Origin of the sequence: Microbacterium lacus (genome assembly GCF_002812805.1) — a bacterium.
Taxonomy (GTDB): Bacteria; Actinomycetota; Actinomycetes; order Actinomycetales; family Microbacteriaceae; genus Microbacterium; species Microbacterium lacus_A.
The window spans coordinates 114,877-132,163 of sequence record NZ_NMUM01000040.1 but is presented as its reverse complement, the minus strand read 5'-3'; the positions used below and the strand labels follow the sequence as shown (position 1 = coordinate 132,163).

At 65.7% G+C, this 17,287-nt stretch carries 28 protein-coding genes; all 28 read left to right on the top strand.

Annotation, left to right across the window (positions count from 1 at the left end; genetic code table 11):
• The first annotated feature begins 5 nt into the window (after positions 1 to 5).
• The gene (gene rplB / locus CGU34_RS13890; RefSeq protein ID WP_036299955.1) at positions 6 to 845 is read left to right on the top strand and encodes a 50S ribosomal protein L2; all 840 of its coding nucleotides are present in this window, start codon (positions 6 to 8) and stop codon (positions 843 to 845) included.
• A 13-nt stretch (positions 846 to 858) separates the two neighbouring features.
• Complete coding sequence (rpsS, locus tag CGU34_RS13885; protein ID WP_036299957.1) at positions 859 to 1,140, top strand: 30S ribosomal protein S19; 282 nt, start codon at positions 859 to 861, stop codon at positions 1,138 to 1,140.
• Positions 1,141 to 1,162: 22 nt separating this feature from the next.
• Entirely contained in the window at positions 1,163 to 1,561 is a 399-nt protein-coding gene (rplV, locus tag CGU34_RS13880) for a 50S ribosomal protein L22 (RefSeq protein WP_036299959.1), read from the top strand.
• A complete protein-coding gene (rpsC, locus tag CGU34_RS13875; RefSeq protein WP_036299961.1) occupies positions 1,561 to 2,322 on the top strand; it encodes a 30S ribosomal protein S3 in 762 nt (253 codons plus the stop codon). The genes rplV and rpsC overlap by 1 nt, the downstream gene beginning before the upstream one ends.
• The gene (gene rplP, locus CGU34_RS13870) at positions 2,322 to 2,741 is read left to right on the top strand and encodes a 50S ribosomal protein L16 (RefSeq protein ID WP_036299964.1); all 420 of its coding nucleotides are present in this window, start codon (positions 2,322 to 2,324) and stop codon (positions 2,739 to 2,741) included. Before rpsC ends, rplP begins: the two co-directional genes overlap by 1 nt.
• Positions 2,741 to 3,055, top strand: a complete 315-nt coding sequence (rpmC, locus tag CGU34_RS13865; protein ID WP_036299966.1) for a 50S ribosomal protein L29 — start codon at positions 2,741 to 2,743, stop codon at positions 3,053 to 3,055. Before rplP ends, rpmC begins: the two co-directional genes overlap by 1 nt.
• Positions 3,055 to 3,528 carry a 30S ribosomal protein S17 gene (gene rpsQ, locus CGU34_RS17440; RefSeq protein ID WP_232711683.1) on the top strand — a complete coding sequence of 158 codons (474 nt, stop codon included), beginning with the start codon at positions 3,055 to 3,057 and terminating at the stop codon, positions 3,526 to 3,528. The genes rpmC and rpsQ overlap by 1 nt, the downstream gene beginning before the upstream one ends.
• Entirely contained in the window at positions 3,525 to 3,893 is a 369-nt protein-coding gene (gene rplN / locus CGU34_RS13855) for a 50S ribosomal protein L14 (RefSeq protein ID WP_036299968.1), read from the top strand. The genes rpsQ and rplN overlap by 4 nt, the downstream gene beginning before the upstream one ends.
• Before the next feature lie 2 nt (positions 3,894 to 3,895).
• Complete coding sequence (gene rplX / locus CGU34_RS13850; protein WP_036299970.1) at positions 3,896 to 4,255, top strand: 50S ribosomal protein L24; 360 nt, start codon at positions 3,896 to 3,898, stop codon at positions 4,253 to 4,255.
• Entirely contained in the window at positions 4,255 to 4,836 is a 582-nt protein-coding gene (gene rplE / locus CGU34_RS13845) for a 50S ribosomal protein L5 (RefSeq protein WP_036299972.1), read from the top strand. The genes rplX and rplE overlap by 1 nt, the downstream gene beginning before the upstream one ends.
• A gap of 74 nt (positions 4,837 to 4,910) precedes the next feature.
• The gene (rpsH, locus tag CGU34_RS13840; protein WP_036299974.1) at positions 4,911 to 5,309 is read left to right on the top strand and encodes a 30S ribosomal protein S8; all 399 of its coding nucleotides are present in this window, start codon (positions 4,911 to 4,913) and stop codon (positions 5,307 to 5,309) included.
• Between the two features lie 6 nt (positions 5,310 to 5,315).
• Complete coding sequence (rplF, locus tag CGU34_RS13835; protein WP_036299975.1) at positions 5,316 to 5,852, top strand: 50S ribosomal protein L6; 537 nt, start codon at positions 5,316 to 5,318, stop codon at positions 5,850 to 5,852.
• Positions 5,853 to 5,854: 2 nt separating this feature from the next.
• Entirely contained in the window at positions 5,855 to 6,214 is a 360-nt protein-coding gene (gene rplR, locus CGU34_RS13830) for a 50S ribosomal protein L18 (protein WP_036299976.1), read from the top strand.
• 20 nt (positions 6,215 to 6,234) lie between these two features.
• Positions 6,235 to 6,924, top strand: a complete 690-nt coding sequence (gene rpsE / locus CGU34_RS13825) for a 30S ribosomal protein S5 (RefSeq protein WP_081766382.1) — start codon at positions 6,235 to 6,237, stop codon at positions 6,922 to 6,924.
• A complete protein-coding gene (gene rpmD, locus CGU34_RS13820) occupies positions 6,924 to 7,109 on the top strand; it encodes a 50S ribosomal protein L30 (RefSeq protein ID WP_036299980.1) in 186 nt (61 codons plus the stop codon). Before rpsE ends, rpmD begins: the two co-directional genes overlap by 1 nt.
• On the top strand, positions 7,109 to 7,798 hold the full coding sequence (gene rplO / locus CGU34_RS17435; RefSeq protein WP_081766383.1) for a 50S ribosomal protein L15: 690 nt from the start codon (positions 7,109 to 7,111) through the stop codon (positions 7,796 to 7,798). The genes rpmD and rplO overlap by 1 nt, the downstream gene beginning before the upstream one ends.
• A 180-nt stretch (positions 7,799 to 7,978) precedes the next feature.
• Positions 7,979 to 9,301 carry a preprotein translocase subunit SecY gene (gene secY, locus CGU34_RS13810; RefSeq protein ID WP_036299981.1) on the top strand — a complete coding sequence of 441 codons (1,323 nt, stop codon included), beginning with the start codon at positions 7,979 to 7,981 and terminating at the stop codon, positions 9,299 to 9,301.
• On the top strand, positions 9,298 to 9,894 hold the full coding sequence (locus CGU34_RS13805; protein ID WP_100814422.1) for an adenylate kinase: 597 nt from the start codon (positions 9,298 to 9,300) through the stop codon (positions 9,892 to 9,894). The genes secY and CGU34_RS13805 overlap by 4 nt, the downstream gene beginning before the upstream one ends.
• Before the next feature lie 21 nt (positions 9,895 to 9,915).
• Positions 9,916 to 10,746, top strand: coding sequence for a type I methionyl aminopeptidase (gene map / locus CGU34_RS13800; protein WP_100814421.1), 831 nt, complete (start codon positions 9,916 to 9,918; stop codon positions 10,744 to 10,746).
• Between the two features lie 20 nt (positions 10,747 to 10,766).
• The gene (locus CGU34_RS13795; protein ID WP_232711682.1) at positions 10,767 to 11,453 is read left to right on the top strand and encodes a DsbA family protein; all 687 of its coding nucleotides are present in this window, start codon (positions 10,767 to 10,769) and stop codon (positions 11,451 to 11,453) included.
• A gap of 229 nt (positions 11,454 to 11,682) precedes the next feature.
• A complete protein-coding gene (infA, locus tag CGU34_RS13790) occupies positions 11,683 to 11,904 on the top strand; it encodes a translation initiation factor IF-1 (RefSeq protein ID WP_017201569.1) in 222 nt (73 codons plus the stop codon).
• Positions 11,905 to 11,972: 68 nt separating this feature from the next.
• The gene (gene rpmJ, locus CGU34_RS13785; RefSeq protein WP_036299987.1) at positions 11,973 to 12,089 is read left to right on the top strand and encodes a 50S ribosomal protein L36; all 117 of its coding nucleotides are present in this window, start codon (positions 11,973 to 11,975) and stop codon (positions 12,087 to 12,089) included.
• A gap of 163 nt (positions 12,090 to 12,252) precedes the next feature.
• Positions 12,253 to 12,627 (top strand): 30S ribosomal protein S13, encoded by a 375-nt coding sequence (gene rpsM, locus CGU34_RS13780; RefSeq protein WP_036299989.1) that lies wholly within the window; start codon positions 12,253 to 12,255, stop codon positions 12,625 to 12,627.
• Between the two features lie 37 nt (positions 12,628 to 12,664).
• On the top strand, positions 12,665 to 13,063 hold the full coding sequence (rpsK, locus tag CGU34_RS13775; protein ID WP_036299990.1) for a 30S ribosomal protein S11: 399 nt from the start codon (positions 12,665 to 12,667) through the stop codon (positions 13,061 to 13,063).
• Positions 13,064 to 13,239: 176 nt separating this feature from the next.
• The gene (locus tag CGU34_RS13770; protein ID WP_036299992.1) at positions 13,240 to 14,229 is read left to right on the top strand and encodes a DNA-directed RNA polymerase subunit alpha; all 990 of its coding nucleotides are present in this window, start codon (positions 13,240 to 13,242) and stop codon (positions 14,227 to 14,229) included.
• Between the two features lie 40 nt (positions 14,230 to 14,269).
• Positions 14,270 to 14,821 (top strand): 50S ribosomal protein L17, encoded by a 552-nt coding sequence (rplQ, locus tag CGU34_RS13765; protein WP_100814420.1) that lies wholly within the window; start codon positions 14,270 to 14,272, stop codon positions 14,819 to 14,821.
• Positions 14,822 to 14,948: 127 nt separating this feature from the next.
• Entirely contained in the window at positions 14,949 to 15,617 is a 669-nt protein-coding gene (locus CGU34_RS13760; RefSeq protein ID WP_232711681.1) for a hypothetical protein, read from the top strand.
• Between the two features lie 183 nt (positions 15,618 to 15,800).
• Positions 15,801 to 17,285, top strand: a complete 1,485-nt coding sequence (locus CGU34_RS13755) for a glycosyltransferase family 2 protein (RefSeq protein ID WP_100814419.1) — start codon at positions 15,801 to 15,803, stop codon at positions 17,283 to 17,285.
• Positions 17,286 to 17,287 lie beyond the last annotated feature (2 nt).

The window sequence follows — 17,287 nt, the reverse complement described above, 5'->3', positions numbered from 1 at the left end:
ACACCATGGCAATTCGCAAGTACAAGCCGACGACCCCCGGTCGTCGCGGCTCGTCGGTCTCCGACTTCGCCGAGATCACGCGCTCGACGCCCGAGAAGTCGCTGCTGCGCCCGCTCTCCAAGACGGGTGGCCGCAACAACCAGGGCCGCATCACCACGCGTCACATCGGTGGTGGACACAAGCGTCAGTACCGCGTCATCGACTTCCGTCGCCACGACAAGGACGGCATCGACGCGAAGGTCGCTCACATCGAGTACGACCCCAACCGCACGGCGCGTATCGCGCTGCTGCACTACGCGGACGGCGAGAAGCGCTACATCATCGCGCCGAACAAGCTGTCGCAGGGTGACATCGTCGAGTCGGGTTCCGGCGCCGACATCAAGCCCGGCAACAACCTGCCGCTCCGCAACATCCCGACCGGTACGGTCATCCACGCCATCGAGCTCCGCCCCGGCGGCGGCGCGAAGATGGCCCGTTCGGCTGGCGTCTCCGTGCGTCTGGTCGCGAAGGATGGCCCCTACGCCCAGCTGCGTCTGCCCTCGGGTGAGATCCGCAACGTCGATGCGCGCTGCCGCGCGACCATCGGCGAGGTCGGCAACGCCGAGCAGTCGAACATCAACTGGGGCAAGGCCGGTCGCAACCGCTGGAAGGGCATCCGCCCGACCGTCCGTGGTGTCGCCATGAACCCGGTCGACCACCCGCACGGTGGTGGCGAGGGTAAGACGTCCGGTGGACGTCACCCGGTTTCGCCGTGGGGTCAGGCCGAAGGCCGCACCCGGCATGCCAACAAGGAGAGCGACAAGCTCATCGTCCGCCGCCGCACGGCCGGCAAGAAGCGCAAGTAGGTAGGAACAGAAGATGCCACGCAGTCTTAAGAAGGGCCCCTTCGTCGACGAGCACCTGCTTCGCAAGGTTGTCGTCCAGAACGATTCGGGTTCCAAGAACGTCATCAAGACCTGGTCACGTCGGTCGATGATCGTGCCGGCCATGCTCGGCCACACGATCGCCGTCCACGACGGTCGCAAGCACATCCCCGTGTTCGTGACCGAGACCATGGTCGGTCACAAGTTGGGCGAATTCGCGCCGACCCGCACCTTCCGCGGCCACGTGAAGGACGACAAGAAGGGCCGTCGCCGCTAAGGCGGCGACAGAGGAGAGAGAAATGGTGGAGTCCATCGCACGCGTGCGACACATCCGCGTGACCCCTCAGAAGGCTCGTCGTGTCATCGCACTCATCAAGGGAAAGCAGGCCGAAGAGGCCCTCGCGATCCTGAAGTTCGCGCCGCAGTCGGCGTCGGAGCCCGTATCGAAGCTCGTCGCCTCGGCGATGGCCAACGCGCGGGTCAAGGCCGACAAGGACGGCGAGTTCCTCGACGACCGCGACCTGTACGTCGCGAACGTCTACGTCGACGAGGGCACGACGCTCAAGCGTTTCCGCCCCCGCGCACAGGGCCGCGCGTTCCAGATCAAGAAGCGCACGAGCCACATCACGGTCGTGCTCGCGACGCCCGTGGCCGCTGACGCCCCGGCGTCCGCCAAGACCAAGAAGGCGAGCAAGTAATGGGACAGAAAGTCAACCCGTACGGCTTCCGCCTCGGGATCACCACGGACCACGTGTCCCGTTGGTTCTCGGACTCGACCAAGGTCGGCCAGCGTTACGCCGACTACGTCGCCGAGGACATCCGGATCCGTAAGCTCCTGCAGGTCTCGCTCGACCGCGCCGGCGTGAGCCGTATCGAGATCGAGCGCACCCGCGACCGCGTCCGCGTCGACATTCACACCGCCCGCCCGGGCATCGTGATCGGTCGTCGTGGTGCTGAGGCCGAGCGCATCCGTACCGATCTCGAGAAGCTCACGGGCAAGCAGATCCAGCTGAACATCCTCGAGGTCAAGAACCCCGAGGCCGACGCTCAGCTGGTCGCCCAGGGAATCGCCGAGCAGCTCACGGGTCGCGTGGCCTTCCGCCGCGCGATGCGCAAGGGCCTCCAGGGTGCCCAGCGCGCCGGAGCCAAGGGCGTCCGTATCCAGGTTTCCGGTCGCCTCGGCGGCGCGGAGATGAGCCGTTCGGAGTTCTACCGCGAGGGTCGCGTACCCCTGCACACGCTCCGCGCCAACATCGACTACGGCTTCTACGAGGCCAAGACGACGTTCGGCCGCATCGGTGTGAAGGTCTGGATCTACAAGGGCGACCTCACGAACAAGGAGCTCGCTCGCGAGCAGGCCAACGCCCCCAAGGCGCCTCGTGGCCGCGATGACCGTGGTGGCGACCGTCGCCGTGGTCCGCGCAACGACGCCCCCGTCGCAGAAGGAGCGTCTGCCTGATGCTTATTCCCCGCAAGGTCAAGTACCGCAAGCAGCACCACCCCGGTCGTTCGGGTGCGGCCACCGGAGGCACCGAAGTTTCGTTCGGTGAGTACGGTATCCAGGCCCTGACGCCCGCTTACGTGACGAACCGTCAGATCGAGTCCGCTCGTATCGCGATGACCCGTCACATCAAGCGTGGTGGAAAGGTGTGGATCAACATCTACCCCGACCGTCCGCTCACGAAGAAGCCGGCCGAAACCCGCATGGGTTCCGGTAAGGGTTCGCCCGAGTGGTGGGTTGCCAACGTCAAGCCGGGTCGCGTCCTCTTCGAGGTCGCCGGCGTCAGCGAAGAACTCGCTCGCGAGGCACTGACCCGTGCCATCCACAAGCTGCCCCTGAAGGCACGCATCATCAAGCGCGAGGAAGGCGACGCGTAATGGCTATCGGTACCAAGGAGCTCAGCCCGTCTGAGCTCGACACGATGGAAGACCACCGCCTCGTCGAGGAGCTGCGCAAGGCCAAGGAAGAGCTGTTCAACCTGCGCTTCCAGTCGGCCACCGGCCAGCTCGAGAGCCACGGTCGCATCCGCGCCGTCAAGCGCGACATCGCGCGGCTCTACACCGTGATCCGTGAGCGCGAGCTCGGCATCCGTGCCACGCCCGCTCCCGCGGAGGTCGCGACGAAGGCCAAGAAGACGAAGGCGAAGAAGACCGAGGATGCCTCGGACACCGCCGAAGGAGAGGCTGAGTAATGGCCACCGAGAAGGCAACTGAGACCAAGGCCGCTGAGGCCAAGGAGACGAAGGCCGCCGCACCGAAGGCTGCAAAGCCCGCGGCTGCAAAGCCCGCCGCCAAGAAGGCGCCCGCCAAGGCCGCCGCACCGAAGGCCGCCAAGGCCGAGGCTGCGGAGCCCCAGGCTGCCGTCCAGGCATCGGGACACGAGTCGTCCGCACACGACGTGCGCGACGCCGCGGCCCGTGGTTACCGCAAGTCGCGTCGTGGCTACGTCACGAGCGACCGCATGGACAAGACGATCGTCGTCGAGGTCGAAGACCGCGTGAAGCACCCGCTTTACGGCAAGGTCATCCGCCGCACGTCGAAGGTCAAGGTGCACGACGAGGCGAACTCCGCCGGAATCGGCGACCTGGTCGTCATCAATGAGACCCGTCCGCTGAGCGCCACCAAGCGCTGGCGCCTGGTGGAGATTCTGGAGAAGGCCAAGTGATTCAGCAGGAATCCCGAGTCAAGGTCGCCGACAACACCGGCGCCAAGGAGCTGCTCACGATCCGTGTGCTCGGTGGCTCGAAGCGCCGCTATGCGGGCCTCGGCGACACGATCGTGGCGACCGTCAAGGACGCCATCCCCGGCGGAAACGTCAAGAAGGGCGATGTCGTCAAGGCGGTCATCGTCCGTACCGTCAAGGAGACCCGTCGTCCCGACGGTTCCTACATCAAGTTCGACGAGAACGCCGCCGTCATCCTGAAGGCAGACGGGGAGCCCCGCGGCACCCGCATCTTCGGACCGGTCGGCCGCGAGCTTCGTGACCGCAAGTTCATGAAGATCGTCTCGCTCGCACCGGAGGTGATCTGATCATGGCCAACATCAAAAAGGGTGATCTCGTGCAGGTCATCACGGGCGCTAAGCCCGAGCGCGGCGGAGACCGCGGCAAGCAGGGTAAGGTCCTCGAGGTCCTGACCGAGCGCAACCGGGTGATCGTGGAGGGCGTGAACTACGTCACCAAGCACTCGCGCGTCGGCCAGACCCAGCGCGGCACCAAGACCGGTGGCATCGAGACCCTCGAAGCCCCCATCCACATCTCCAACGTCGCCCTCGTCGACCCCGAGACGAAGAAGCCGACCCGTGTCGGTCACCGCGTCGAAGAGCGGACGAAGGATGGCGTGAAGCGCACTGTGCGCGTCCGCTACGCGAAGAAGTCAGGTAAGGACCTCTGATGAGCACCACCACTGCCGCGCCCGCTGGCAAAATCCAGCCGCGCCTGAAGCAGAAGTACCAGGCCGAGATCAAGAAGGCTCTTCAGGAAGAGTTCGGGTACGCCAACGTCAACCAGATCCCCGGTCTGGTCAAGGTTGTCGTGAACACCGGTGTCGGCGAAGCCGCGCGTGACAGCAAGGTGATGGACGGTGCGGTCGACGACCTCACCCGCATCACCGGCCAGAAGCCGCTCGTGACGAAGGCCCGCAAGTCGATCGCCCAGTTCAAGCTGCGCGAGGGTCAGCCCATCGGCGCCCACGTCACGCTGCGTGGCGACCGTGCCTGGGAGTTCGTCGACCGTCTCGTGACGCTCGCCCTGCCCCGTATCCGCGACTTCCGCGGTCTGTCGTCCAAGCAGTTCGACGGCAACGGCAACTACACCTTCGGTCTTCAGGAACAGTCCGTGTTCCACGAGATCGACCAGGACCGGATCGACCGCGTCCGTGGTTTCGACATCACCGTCGTCACCACGGCGAAGTCGGATGACGAGGGTCGTGCACTTCTGCGTCACCTCGGCTTCCCGTTCCGCGCCGAGGCGTAAGACTCCATAACACCACCACAGGTCGTCTGCCTTGCACAGGCATCCGAAACCTGGTGAACGAAGGAAACAAACACATGACAATGACAGACCCGGTCGCAGACATGCTGACCCGGCTGCGCAACGCGAACTCGGCGCACCACGATTCCGTGAGCCTGCCGAGCTCCAAGCTCAAGTCGCACATCGCCGAGATCCTCAAGCGTGAGGGTTACATCGCCGAGTGGGAGATCGAGGACGCCCGCGTGGGCCAGACGCTCACCATGACGCTGAAGTACGGCCCGAACCGCGAGCGCTCCATTGCGGGCATCAAGCGCGTTTCGAAGCCCGGTCTGCGCGTTTACGCGAAGTCCAGCGAGATCCCCCGCGTTCTCGGTGGCCTCGGCGTTGCCATCCTGTCCACCTCCTCCGGTCTTCTCACCGACCGTCAGGCAGAGCAGAAGGGCGTGGGTGGGGAAGTCCTCGCCTACGTTTGGTGATCCTCGATGTCACGTATTGGAAGACTGCCCATCGACATCCCCACGGACGTCACCGTCACGGTGACCGGTCGGGACGTTTCGGTCAAGGGACCCAAGGGTGAGCTCGGCCTGACGATCGCTCGTCCGATCGAGGTCGTCGTCGAAGAGAACCAGGTCGTCGTGTCGCGTCCGGACGACGAGCGGGAATCGCGTTCGCTGCACGGACTCACGCGCACCCTCATCGCCAACAACATCGTCGGCGTCACCACGGGCTACACCAAGGGCCTCGAGGTCGTCGGCACGGGTTACCGCGTCGCACAGAAGGGCGGCTCGGTCGAGTTCGCCCTCGGCTTCTCGCACCCCGTCCTGGTCGAGCCCCCCGCGGGCATCACGTTCACGGTCGAGGGCAACAACAAGGTCACCGTGAGCGGCATCGACAAGCAGGCCGTCGGCGAAGCCGCGGCCAACATCCGCAAGATTCGCAAGCCCGAGCCCTACAAGGGCAAGGGTGTGCGCTACGCCGGCGAGGTCGTGCGTCGCAAGGCCGGAAAGAGTGGTAAGTAACCATGGCTCTTAAGTCGAAGTCAGACGCTCGTTCGCGTCGCCATGCCCGCCTTCGTAAGAAGGTCGTCGGCACCGAGCTGCGCCCGCGTCTCGTCGTGACCCGCTCCGCACGCCACGTGTTCGTCCAGGTCGTCGATGACGCCAAGGGCCACACCGTCGCGTCGGCATCCACCCTCGAAGCGGACCTGCGTTCGTTCGACGGTGACAAGACCGCCAAGGCGCGCAAGGTCGGCGAACTCGTCGCCGAGCGTGCCAAGGCCGCCGGCATCGAGGATGTCGTGTTCGACCGTGGCGGTAACCGCTACGCCGGCCGCGTCGCTGCGATCGCCGACGGCGCCCGCGAAGGGGGACTGAACCTGTGAGTGAAATCAAGGAGACCGAAGTGGCAGCCACTGCCGAGCAGGCCGCGCCCGAGGCGACGGCTGCACCTGAAACGGCTGCTGCAACCGAGGCGCCCGCCGAGCGTGAGCGCGAGCCGCGTCGCGGTGGTCGTGAGCGCAACGCCAACCAGCGTGACCGCGGTTCGCGTGATGCCGACAAGAGCCAGTTCCTGGAGCGCGTCGTCACCATCAACCGCGTCTCGAAGGTCGTGAAGGGTGGTCGTCGCTTCAGCTTCACCGCCCTCGTGATCGTCGGAGACGGTAACGGACTCGTCGGTGTCGGCTACGGCAAGGCCCGTGAGGTGCCCCTGGCCATCTCGAAGGGTGTCGAAGAGGCCAAGCGGAACTTCTTCCGTGTGCCCCGCGTCGACAAGACGATCCCGCACCCCGTGCAGGGTGAGGCAGCAGCGGGCGTCGTCCTGCTCCGCCCCGCCGCCGCCGGTACCGGTGTTATCGCGGGCGGTCCCGTCCGCGCCGTTCTCGAGTGCGCGGGCATCCACGATGTCCTGTCGAAGTCGCTCGGCTCGTCGAACACGATCAACATCGTGCACGCGACGGTCGCCGCGCTGAAGCAGCTCGAGGAGCCCCGCGCCGTCGCCGCACGTCGTGGTCTCGACTTCGACCAGGTCGCCCCCGCGCGCCTGGTTCGTGCCGAGGCTGACGCCGCTGCGGCAGCAAAGGCAGGTGCATGATGGCTGCACGACTGAAGGTCACGCAGATCAAGTCCAAGGTGAGCGAGAAGCAGTACCAGCGCGACACGCTGCGTAGCCTCGGCCTCAAGCGGATCGGCGACTCGGTCGTCCGTCCGGATGACGCCCAGAACCGTGGTTATGTCAACACGGTTGCTCACCTCGTGAAGGTTGAGGAGATCGACTAATGGCTGAAAAGGACAACGCGGCCGAGGCCGCCGAAGCCAAGGCTGCAGCGCCCAAGAAGGCTGCGGCCCCCAAGGCTGCTGCCGCGAAGAAGGCGCCCGCCGCGAAGGCTGCTGCTGAGAAGGCGCCCGCCAAGGCTCCTGCCAAGGCATCCGCTTCGAAGGCTTCGGCTTCTGCCGACGCCCCGAAGGCAGCGGCGACCAAGGCTCCCGCCAAGAAGGCCGCCCCGAAGGACGACGCTCCGGCGTCGCGCCCCGGTGTGCTGAAGGTTCACCACCTGCGTCCCGTCCCGGGTGCCAACAAGGCCAAGACCCGCGTCGGTCGCGGTGAGGGCTCGAAGGGCAAGACGGCCGGTCGTGGCACGAAGGGCACCAAGGCCCGCAACACCGTGCGCGTCGGCTTCGAGGGTGGCCAGATGCCGCTGCACATGCGTACGCCGAAGCTGCGCGGGTTCAAGAACCCGTTCCGCGTCGAGTACCAGGTCGTCAACCTCGAGAAGCTCGCCGAGCTCTACCCGGCGGGTGGCGACGTGACCGTTGCCGACCTCGTCGCCAAGGGCGCCGTTCGCAAGAACGAGAAGGTCAAGGTTCTGGGCGATGGCGACATCGGAGTGAAGCTCCTGGTGAACGTCGACAAGGTTTCCGGCTCAGCCGAGCAGAAGATCGTCGCCGCCGGCGGCAGCGTCAAGTAATACGGACGAACTGTTCTCAAACAGGGGGTCGGAGGCATCCTCCGGCCCCCTGTTTCCGTTCTCGGGACATCTCACTCGTTGCCGCCGATCTCGGGCATGGGCTGCTCGCAGGGGCAGCCTGGGCTAACCTAATGTTTGGCCCGCCCGCGGGCATCTCCCTTCCCTTCAGGAGGATCCTTCTTGTTCAGCGCTATTGCGCGCATCTTCCGGACACCCGACCTGCGCCGGAAGATCGCCTTCACCTTGGGCATCATCGTGCTCTACCGTCTCGGTGCGCACGTGCCGACGCCGTTCGTCGACTTCGCGAACGTGCAGTCCTGCATCGGGCAGAACGAGGGCATGGAGGGACTCCTCTCTCTCGTCAACCTGTTCTCGGGTGGTGCCCTGCTGCAGCTGTCGATCTTCGCGCTGGGCGTCATGCCGTACATCACGGCCACGATCATCACGCAGCTGCTGCGCGTCGTCATCCCGCACTTCGAGACCCTCTACAAAGAGGGCCAGGCGGGCCAGGCGCGTCTGACGCAGTACACGCGCTACCTGACCATCGCGCTGGCGCTCCTGCAGTCGACGACGCTCGTCACGGTCGCTCGCAGCGGGCAGCTCTTCGGCAACACGGGCGTCGCCGCCTGTGACAACCTGCTGACGAACGTCGCGTGGTGGGCGCAGCTGCTCATGATCATCACGATGACCGCCGGTACCGGCCTCATCATGTGGTTCGCCGAGCTCGTCACCGAACGCGGTGTCGGCAACGGCATGTCGCTGCTGATCTTCACCTCGATCGCCGCGACGTTCCCCTCCGCGATGTGGTCGATCTGGCAGGCCCGTGGCTTCGAGACCTTCCTGCTGGTCCTCGCCGTCGGAATCGTGGTCGTTGCGCTGGTGGTGTTCGTCGAACAATCGCAGCGGCGTGTGCCCGTGCAGTATGCGAAGCGGATGGTCGGGCGCCGGACGTACGGCGGCACCAACACGTACATCCCGATCAAGGTGAACATGGCCGGCGTCGTGCCCGTCATCTTCGCGTCGTCGCTGCTGTACATCCCGGCGCTGCTGGCCCAGTTCAACCAGCCCGCCGCGGGCGAAGAGCCGGCCGGGTGGGTCGTCTGGATCTCGCAGTACCTGACGTCGGGCGACAGCCCGATCTACATGGCCGTGTACTTCTTCCTGATCATCGGCTTCACGTACTTCTACGTGGCCATCACGTTCAACCCGGTCGAGGTCGCCGACAACATGAAGCGCTACGGCGGCTTCATCCCCGGCATCCGCGCGGGTCGTCCGACGGCCGAGTACCTCGATTACGTGCTCACGCGCATCACGCTGCCGGGCTCGATCTACCTCGGTCTGATCGCGCTGCTCCCGCTCATCGCGCTGGCAACGGTCGGTGCGAACCAGAACTTCCCGTTCGGTGGAGCATCCATCCTGATCATCGTCGGTGTGGGTCTTGAGACGGTGAAGCAGATCGACGCGCAGCTGCAGCAGCGCCACTACGAAGGGCTGCTGCGATGAGCGCAACTCGGCTGTTGATCGTCGGACCCCAGGGTTCCGGCAAAGGCACACAGGGCGTTCGCATCGCGGAGGCCTATGGCATCCCCGTCGTCTCGACCGGCGACGTCTTCCGCGCGAACATCAAGGACGGCACGGAGCTCGGGCAGCGCGTGCAGCAGATCGTCGAGCAGGGGCGTCTCGTGCCCGACGAGCTGACCAGCGAGATCGTGCGCGATCGTCTGGCGCAGCCCGATGCGGCGGCGGGATTCTTGCTCGATGGCTACCCGCGCAATCTCGGGCAGGTCGGGCACCTCGATGACTTCCTCGCGAGCCGCGACGAGTCCCTCGACGCCGTGATCGAGCTGCGTGTGCCGCGGGCCGAGAGCATCGCGCGTCTCGGACTGCGCGCCGCGCAAGAGGGGCGCTCCGACGACACCGACGACGTGATCGCCCACCGTCTCGACATCTACGAGAACGAGACGGCCCCGATCCTCGACGTCTACGGCGAGCGGGGCATCGTCGACGGGATCGACGGTATCGGGACGCTCGACGAGATCACCGACCGCATCTTCGCAGCGCTCGAGGCCCGCGGGCTCGTCCGCCGCGGCGGCTGATCGCGCCCCGCGAGGACACACATGGTTTTGCGGCGCTCGATCTATAAGTCACCCGCCCAGTTGCGGGCGATGATCGAACCCGGGCTGATCACGGCGCGCGCCCTCGCGGCCGTGCGTGAGCTGGTCGCCCCCGGTGTCACGACGCTCGAACTGGATGCCGAGGCATCCCGCGTCATCACCTCCGCCGGCGCGAAGTCGAACTTCCAGATGGTGCGCGGCTACCGGCACACGATCTGCACCTCGGTCAACGAGCAGGTGGTGCACGGCATACCCGGCGCTCGTGTGCTGGGCGCGGGGGACATCCTGTCCGTCGATGCGGGTGCCGAGTACCAGGGCTGGAACGGCGACTCCGCCTTCACGGTCGTGCTGCCGGATCCGACACGACCCGAGGTCGTCGCGGAGCGCGAAGAGCTCTCGCGCGTTACCGAGGGATCGCTCTGGGCCGGGATCGCGGCGCTCGCGTCGGCGCGGCACCTGAACGAGGTCGGCGCGGCGATCCAGGACTACGTCGATGCGCAGGGTGAGTACGGAATCCTCGCGGACTACGTCGGGCACGGCATCGGACGCAAGATGCACGAGTCCCCGTCGGTGTTCAACTATCGCGTGACCGACCCGGGGCCCGAAGTTCGCCCCGGCCTGGTGCTCGCCATCGAGCCCATGGTCGTCGCCGGCGACCCCGCGACGCTCGTCGAAGACGACGACTGGACGGTTTCTACCGTGGACGGCTCAGCCGGCTCACATTGGGAACATAGCGTCGCGGTGCACGATGGGGGAATCTGGGTGCTGACGGCACCCGACGGCGGGGCCGCGGGCCTGGCCGCGTTCGGGATCGAACCTCAGCCCATCGGCTGAGGCAGACGTAGGAGCACGTAATGATGGCCACAGCGGGTAAGCGCACGAACTGGTTCGCGATCTGGGTGAGTGTCGCCGTGGTTGCCGTCGTCGTCGTCGCGGGCGTCGCCGTCGTGCTCATCAACAACGCCGCGTCGAACCCGGATCCCGGTCCCGAGCCCGAGGCTGCGATCGTCAACACCGAGACCGGTGCGATCTCGGTCGGGGACGGTCCGGATGTCGTGGCCACCTACATCGACTTCATGTGCCCGATCTGCAACCAGTTCGAGGGGATCTACGCCGAGACGCTGAACGACCTCGTCGCGGACGGCTCGATCACGCTCGAGTACCACCCGGTCGCGATCCTCGACAACCAGTCGCAGGGCACGCAGTTCTCGACCCGAGCGGCGAACGCGCTCTACTGCGTGGCGACCACGACGCCCGAGGCTGTCACGCCGTTCGTCTCGGCGATGTACGCGAACCAGCCGTCCGAGGGCACCACCGGCCTCAGCGACGACGAGATCATCTCGATCGCGACGGACGCGGGCGCTGCTGACGCGGCATCCTGCATCACCGACCGCACCTACGAAGGCTTCGTGGGGGAGCGCACGCAGGCGATGCCGACGACCGCGGACGGCGGGCGCGGTACGCCGACCGTGACCTTCAACGGCGAGCGCATCGACCTGACGGGCGACCCGCAGGTCGACATCATCGATCGCCTGAGCTGACACAACGGGCACCCTCGCGGGGTGGAACGGGCACCCTCGCGGGGCGGTTCGCCGGAGGCGTAGCGCAAGAACCCGCGAGCATTTGCCTCGGGCATCCGTGTCGGATACCATAGATCCTTGGTGCTTTGCGCCGTCTATCGGCGTGTCTCACGACTCCGCCGGGACACCGACGAAACACCGAAATCCCACCCACCGCAGACCGACCGGTCTGCCCAGCGTTAGCGAGTGTATGGCCAAGAAAGACGGTGTCATCGAGATCGAGGGCGTGATCTCCGAGGCGCTTCCCAACGCGATGTTCCGCGTTGAGCTGAGCAACGGACACAAGGTCCTGGCCACGATCTCGGGCAAGATGCGGCAGAACTACATCCGCATCATTCCGGAAGACCGCGTCGTCGTAGAGCTCAGCCCCTACGACCTCACCCGCGGTCGAATCGTTTACCGCTACCGCTAGACCGGTCGAGAAGTAACGGCCCATGCGTTCTTGACGCATGGGTACGAAGACAGCGAACAGGAAACATCATGAAGGTCAACCCCAGCGTCAAGCCCATCTGCGATCACTGCAAGATCATCCGCCGTCACGGCGTGGTCATGGTGATCTGCAAGAGCAACCCGCGCCACAAGCAGCGCCAGGGCTGAGACGCTCCCGCTCTTTCTGCAAGAACAGCACCACAGCACACAACTGAATACATACGGCAGTTTCAGAACTTCGTCCCGAGAGATCAGGGCGGGGGGACACCCCGGGCGGAGGCCCGGGCACCGATTCTGCTCCACACCTCCACACACCTCCTAGGAGAGCCGCATGGCACGTCTTGCTGGCGTCGACATCCCGCGCGATAAGCGCGTGGTCATCGCCCTGACCTACATCTACGGCGTTGGCCGTACCCGTTCCGTCGAGATCCTGAACGCCCTCGAGATCGACCCCGACGTCCGCGTCAAGGACCTCGCGGACGAGCAACTCGTTCAGCTGCGTGACCACATCGAGGCCACGTACAAGGTGGAGGGTGACCTTCGCCGCGAGGTTGCCTCCGACATCCGCCGCAAGGTCGAGATCGGGTCCTACCAGGGGATCCGCCACCGTCGTGGCCTGCCCGTCCACGGACAGCGCACCAAGACGAACGCCCGTACGCGCAAGGGCCCCAAGCGCACCGTCGCCGGCAAGAAGAAGGCGCGCTAGGCCTCCGCCGGCGTTCCAGGTTTAGGAGAAAAACGTTATGGCACAGGCCAAGACCGCCGTACGCAAGCCGCGGCGCAAAGAGAAGAAGAACATCGCACTGGGTCACGCCCACATCAAGTCGACGTTCAACAACACGATCGTTTCGATCACCGACCCCTCGGGCGCTGTCATCAGCTGGGCCTCGTCGGGCGGCGTGGGCTTCAAGGGCTCGCGCAAGTCGACCCCGTACGCGGCCGGTATGGCCGCCGAGTCGGCCGCTCGTCAGGCTCAGGAGCATGGCGTCAAGAAGGTCGACGTCTTCGTCAAGGGACCGGGTTCCGGTCGTGAGACGGCGATCCGCTCGCTGACGGCCGCCGGCCTCGAGGTCGGTTCGATCCAGGACGTCACGCCGCAGGCACACAACGGCTGCCGTCCCCCCAAGCGCCGCCGCGTCTGATCCCGTAGCCGGGGCGCCTCGTGCGCTCCGGCTACAGGTCGTCGCGCCGTCTCACTGACTTCGCGGATGCCTGGGCCTGCGCCCTGCGCGGTGCCCCGTCATCCGCCCGAGAAAAACTCAACAACCTCACCCATGCAAGTGTCATATAGCGGGCACTTAGCCGAAAGGAACACACAGTGCTCATCGCACAGCGTCCCACTCTGACCGAGGAAAAGATCGCGGAGTTCCGCAGCCGCTTCATCATCGAGCCGCTCGAGCCCGGATTCGGATACACGATCGGTAACGCGCTCCGTCGGAGCCTGCTCTCGTCGATCCCCGGTGCAGCCGTCACGAGCATCCGCATCGATGGTGTCCTCCACGAGTTCACCACGATCCCCGGTGTGAAGGAAGATGTCACCGAGATCATCCTGAACATCAAGCAGCTCGTCGTTTCGTCCGAGCGCGATGAGCCGATCACGGCTTACCTGCGCAAGACGGGTGCCGGCCAGGTCACGGCCGCCGACATCTCCGCTCCCGCGGGCGTCGAGATCCACAACCCCGAGCTCGTCATCGCGACGCTCAACGACACCGCCAAGTTCGAGCTCGAGCTGACGATCGAGCGTGGCCGCGGCTATGTCTCGGCCACGCAGAACCGCAACGAGTACGCCGAGGCCGGTCAGGTCCCGATCGACTCGATCTACTCGCCGGTTCTCAAGGTCAGCTACCGCGTCGACGCGACGCGTGCCGGTGAGCGCACCGACTTCGACAAGCTCGTGCTGGATGTCGAGACCAAGTCCTCGATCGCCCCGCGTGACGCCGTCGCTTCGGCCGGTCGCACGCTGACCGAGCTCTTCGGCCTCGCCCGCGAGCTGAACGTCGAGGCTGAGGGCATCGAGATCGGCCCCGCGCCGGTCGAGACCGTCCTCTCGAACGAGCTGTCGATGCCGATCGAAGACCTCGATCTGTCCGTCCGTTCGTACAACTGCCTCAAGCGCGAGGGCATCAACACGGTCAGCGAGCTCGTTGCGCTCTCCGAGACCCAGCTGATGAACATTCGCAACTTCGGTCAGAAGTCGGTCGACGAGGTGCGCGACAAGCTCGTCTCGCTCGGCCTGTCGCTGAAGGATTCCGTGCCGGGCTTCGACGGCGCGCACTTCTACGGCGGCTACGACGACGAGACCGTCTGACCTGCGGACCCCGACCCGATTCATCCTGGAGTAGATACTCATGCCTAAGCCCACGAAGGGTCCCCGCCTCGGCGGCGGTCCTGCCCACGAGCGCCTGCTGCTTGCGAACCTCGCCGCGGCCCTCTTCACGCACAAGTCGATTCAGACGACCGAGACCAAGGCCAAGCGCCTGCGTCCGCTCGCTGAGCGCCTGATCACGTTCGCCAAGCGTGGTGACCTGCACGCGCGTCGTCGCGTGCTGGGCATCATCGGCGACCGTGAGGTCGTGCACGTGCTGTTCACCGAGATCGCCCCGCTCGTTGCGGAGCGCGAGGGTGGTTACACGCGCATCGTCAAGATCGGCAACCGCAAGGGCGACAACGCCCCCATGGCTGTCATCGAGCTCGTGCTCGAGCCGGTCACGCCGAAGGTCAAGTCGTCGAAGAAGTCGGATGCCGCGGCCCCCGCTGCAACGCCTGCTCCGGCCGACGAGCCCGCCGCCGACGAGACTCCGGTCGCCGTCGAGGACGCCGATGTCGAGGTGTCGGACAGCGACGCCGAGGCTCCCGAGGGCGCCGCAGAGGCAGCCGCCGAGGACGCCGAAGCGAAGTAATCCGATATACCGCCAAGAGGCCCGTACCCCGTCGAGGGTGCGGGCTTCTTGCGGTCTTCGGCGCGTCGCGTCGCGGATTTCATGCGGGCCGACATCCAGTGCAACACTTAGCGCTGGAGGGATCTCTGTGATCAATGTACGCACGCGCACCGCGGCAGCGATGTCACATCGCTCGATTTCCGCACGCCCCGATGCCCGCCGTCATGCGCTCCGGGGGCTCGCCGCGATCACGATGATCTCGGCTCTCGCCCTGACCGGATGCGCGGGCGTGTTGCCGTGGGATCAGCCCTCCGGCTCGCCCTCGCCGTCGGGCACGACCGTTCCTGCCCCGGTGCCGAACGATCTCTCCAGCGGCTCCACCGCGCGGACGCTCGCCGCGGGCGCCGTGGGCGTGTCGATCAACTACTGGTCGACGCTCAACATGGGGGACTGGACATCCGGTGCGCTCAAGCCGGTGAGCATCAGCCTGATCACGTCGGTCACACCCAACGACGGGCAGAAGGTGTATCTGCAGCGCGCGACGATGGTCGCGGTTCCCGGAACGCTCAATGAGTCGTTCGACCCGCTCTCGCCCCAGACCGATCAGTCCACCGTCGCGCCGGGATACCTCGTTCTCGACCCTTACAGCTACTCGCAGACCTTCAACGTCGGGCCCGTGCCGGCCGAGGCGACGCTCGTCACCCTGCAATTCACCTACGACTTCCTCGTGCAGACGACACCCACGTCCACCGAGTACGCCAAACAAAGCGCGTCAGACACCCTCACCGTTGCGATCACGGGCCAACCCGCGCCCTGAGGACACTCCGCGTAGTAGCATTCGCAAGTGAGAGCATTCTCATCCTGCCGTCACGTTTCTCTTAGGTAGATCCTGCGGAGCCGACAAGCCCGTCCTGAGGTTCCCCTGAGCGGCTCCGCCCATAATCGAACAGCACCCCCCGTATTTCTTCCCCCGGCTTACCCGCCGAAACACGAGGTCCCCATGTCGATTTCCCCGTCCGTCGGCCAGAAGGTCATGCCGTATTCGCGGCCTTCCGCCGCCCGGCCTGAGCCCGAGCCCGAGATCGTCGAGCCGAGCAGCGCCTTTCCGCAGGACTTCGCCGCGTCGCTTCAGGACCTGAGCACCCAGCGGGCGACCATCGGATGCATCATCCCGGCGTACAACGAAGAGGAATCGATCGCCGACGTGCTGCGGGGGCTCCTCGAGCAGTCTCGCGTGCCGGATGTGATCCACCTCGTCGTGAACAACTCCAACGACAAGACCGTCGCGATCGCCTCGGAGTTCGCGGGTCCGCACGAGATCACGACCGAGCTCGGCGAGCAGTTCACCGAGGTCTTCGTCCACGACATCGGCAAGAACCCCGACAAGAAGGTCGGTGCCCTCAACTACGGCTTCGCACTCGTCGAGGGCTACGACTTCCTGCTCGGCGTCGACGGCGACACGGTCGCCGACCGCCGCGCTGTGGAATTCCTCGAGACTGAGATCACGAGCGACACCCGCATCGGCGGTATCTCCGCGATCTACTCGATCGACGACAACCCGTTCAAGGGCTTCGCGCGCTTCCTCATCACCGGACAGCGGTCGCAGTTCGCGGCCTTCAACCTGCACAACCTGCTCCGCGGCCGCAACATGGCGGTGCTGGGCGGGCAGTTCTCGATCTTCTCGACCAAGGCCCTGCGCGATGTTATGCGCGAGAACCACCAGTCGACACCCTGGGTGAAGGACAGCGAGGTCGAGGACTCCCTGCTCTCGCTGCAGATCAAGAGCGCCGGATACCTCACCAAGATCAGCCCGTACGCCCGCGCCGACGTCGGTGGCATGACCACCCTCCGCGGACTCGATGCCCAGCAGGTCAAGTGGAACTACGGCGCGATCGAGCTCATGTGGCCCGGTCAGCGCGGTGACACGAAGGGTCAGCCGTTCCACCCGAACCTGCGCGTGCGCTGGCTCGAGCAGTTCAGCATGCTCGTGAACCTGTTCGTGCGCGTCGGCTTTGTCACGCTGCTCGCGGGTTCGCTCTCGATCAACGCGTTCATCTTCTCGCCGCTCTGGCTCATCCCCATCGCAATGTCGGTAGCGCTCAACCTGCGCATGGCTCTGTCCATGAAGAACAAGGATCGCCACGATGTGCTGTTCGCGGCGCTGATCGCGCCCGCCGAGCTGTACATGTGGATCCGTATTGCCCACTTCCTCCGCTCGTGGACGCGCTTCCTGTCACGCAAGAAGGTCGACAACTGGGCCATGCAGGCCAAGGCCGAGCGTGGCGCGGGCATCGGACACTGGACGCCGCTGTTTCTGGCGATCGGGATCGTCGCGGCGATCGTCGTCGCCTGGCACCTGATTCCGATCGAGCTTCAGTCCGGGATCCTCGCCGTCGGTTGGCCCGTACTCGGTGTCATCACCGTGATCCAGACCCTGAGCATGTTCATGCGCCTGCTGCGCCGTCAGCACGGGTTCAAGGTCTGAGC

What these genes read in the sequence shown, in the direction of transcription:
- rplB (WP_036299955.1), top strand. Translation starts at nt 6, where the DNA reads ATGGCAATTCGCAAGTACAAGCCGACGACCCCCGGTCGTCGCGGCTCG.
- rpsS (WP_036299957.1), top strand. Translation starts at nt 859, where the DNA reads ATGCCACGCAGTCTTAAGAAGGGCCCCTTCGTCGACGAGCACCTGCTT.
- rplV (WP_036299959.1), top strand. Translation starts at nt 1,163, where the DNA reads ATGGTGGAGTCCATCGCACGCGTGCGACACATCCGCGTGACCCCTCAG.
- rpsC (WP_036299961.1), top strand. Translation starts at nt 1,561, where the DNA reads ATGGGACAGAAAGTCAACCCGTACGGCTTCCGCCTCGGGATCACCACG.
- rplP (WP_036299964.1), top strand. Translation starts at nt 2,322, where the DNA reads ATGCTTATTCCCCGCAAGGTCAAGTACCGCAAGCAGCACCACCCCGGT.
- rpmC (WP_036299966.1), top strand. Translation starts at nt 2,741, where the DNA reads ATGGCTATCGGTACCAAGGAGCTCAGCCCGTCTGAGCTCGACACGATG.
- rpsQ (WP_232711683.1), top strand. Translation starts at nt 3,055, where the DNA reads ATGGCCACCGAGAAGGCAACTGAGACCAAGGCCGCTGAGGCCAAGGAG.
- rplX (WP_036299970.1), top strand. Translation starts at nt 3,896, where the DNA reads ATGGCCAACATCAAAAAGGGTGATCTCGTGCAGGTCATCACGGGCGCT.
- rplE (WP_036299972.1), top strand. Translation starts at nt 4,255, where the DNA reads ATGAGCACCACCACTGCCGCGCCCGCTGGCAAAATCCAGCCGCGCCTG.
- rpsH (WP_036299974.1), top strand. Translation starts at nt 4,911, where the DNA reads ATGACAATGACAGACCCGGTCGCAGACATGCTGACCCGGCTGCGCAAC.
- rplF (WP_036299975.1), top strand. Translation starts at nt 5,316, where the DNA reads ATGTCACGTATTGGAAGACTGCCCATCGACATCCCCACGGACGTCACC.
- rplR (WP_036299976.1), top strand. Translation starts at nt 5,855, where the DNA reads ATGGCTCTTAAGTCGAAGTCAGACGCTCGTTCGCGTCGCCATGCCCGC.
- rpmD (WP_036299980.1), top strand. Translation starts at nt 6,924, where the DNA reads ATGGCTGCACGACTGAAGGTCACGCAGATCAAGTCCAAGGTGAGCGAG.
- rplO (WP_081766383.1), top strand. Translation starts at nt 7,109, where the DNA reads ATGGCTGAAAAGGACAACGCGGCCGAGGCCGCCGAAGCCAAGGCTGCA.
- CGU34_RS13805 (WP_100814422.1), top strand. Translation starts at nt 9,298, where the DNA reads ATGAGCGCAACTCGGCTGTTGATCGTCGGACCCCAGGGTTCCGGCAAA.
- map (WP_100814421.1), top strand. Translation starts at nt 9,916, where the DNA reads ATGGTTTTGCGGCGCTCGATCTATAAGTCACCCGCCCAGTTGCGGGCG.
- CGU34_RS13795 (WP_232711682.1), top strand. Translation starts at nt 10,767, where the DNA reads ATGATGGCCACAGCGGGTAAGCGCACGAACTGGTTCGCGATCTGGGTG.
- infA (WP_017201569.1), top strand. Translation starts at nt 11,683, where the DNA reads ATGGCCAAGAAAGACGGTGTCATCGAGATCGAGGGCGTGATCTCCGAG.
- rpmJ (WP_036299987.1), top strand. Translation starts at nt 11,973, where the DNA reads ATGAAGGTCAACCCCAGCGTCAAGCCCATCTGCGATCACTGCAAGATC.
- rpsM (WP_036299989.1), top strand. Translation starts at nt 12,253, where the DNA reads ATGGCACGTCTTGCTGGCGTCGACATCCCGCGCGATAAGCGCGTGGTC.
- rpsK (WP_036299990.1), top strand. Translation starts at nt 12,665, where the DNA reads ATGGCACAGGCCAAGACCGCCGTACGCAAGCCGCGGCGCAAAGAGAAG.
- rplQ (WP_100814420.1), top strand. Translation starts at nt 14,270, where the DNA reads ATGCCTAAGCCCACGAAGGGTCCCCGCCTCGGCGGCGGTCCTGCCCAC.
- CGU34_RS13755 (WP_100814419.1), top strand. Translation starts at nt 15,801, where the DNA reads ATGTCGATTTCCCCGTCCGTCGGCCAGAAGGTCATGCCGTATTCGCGG.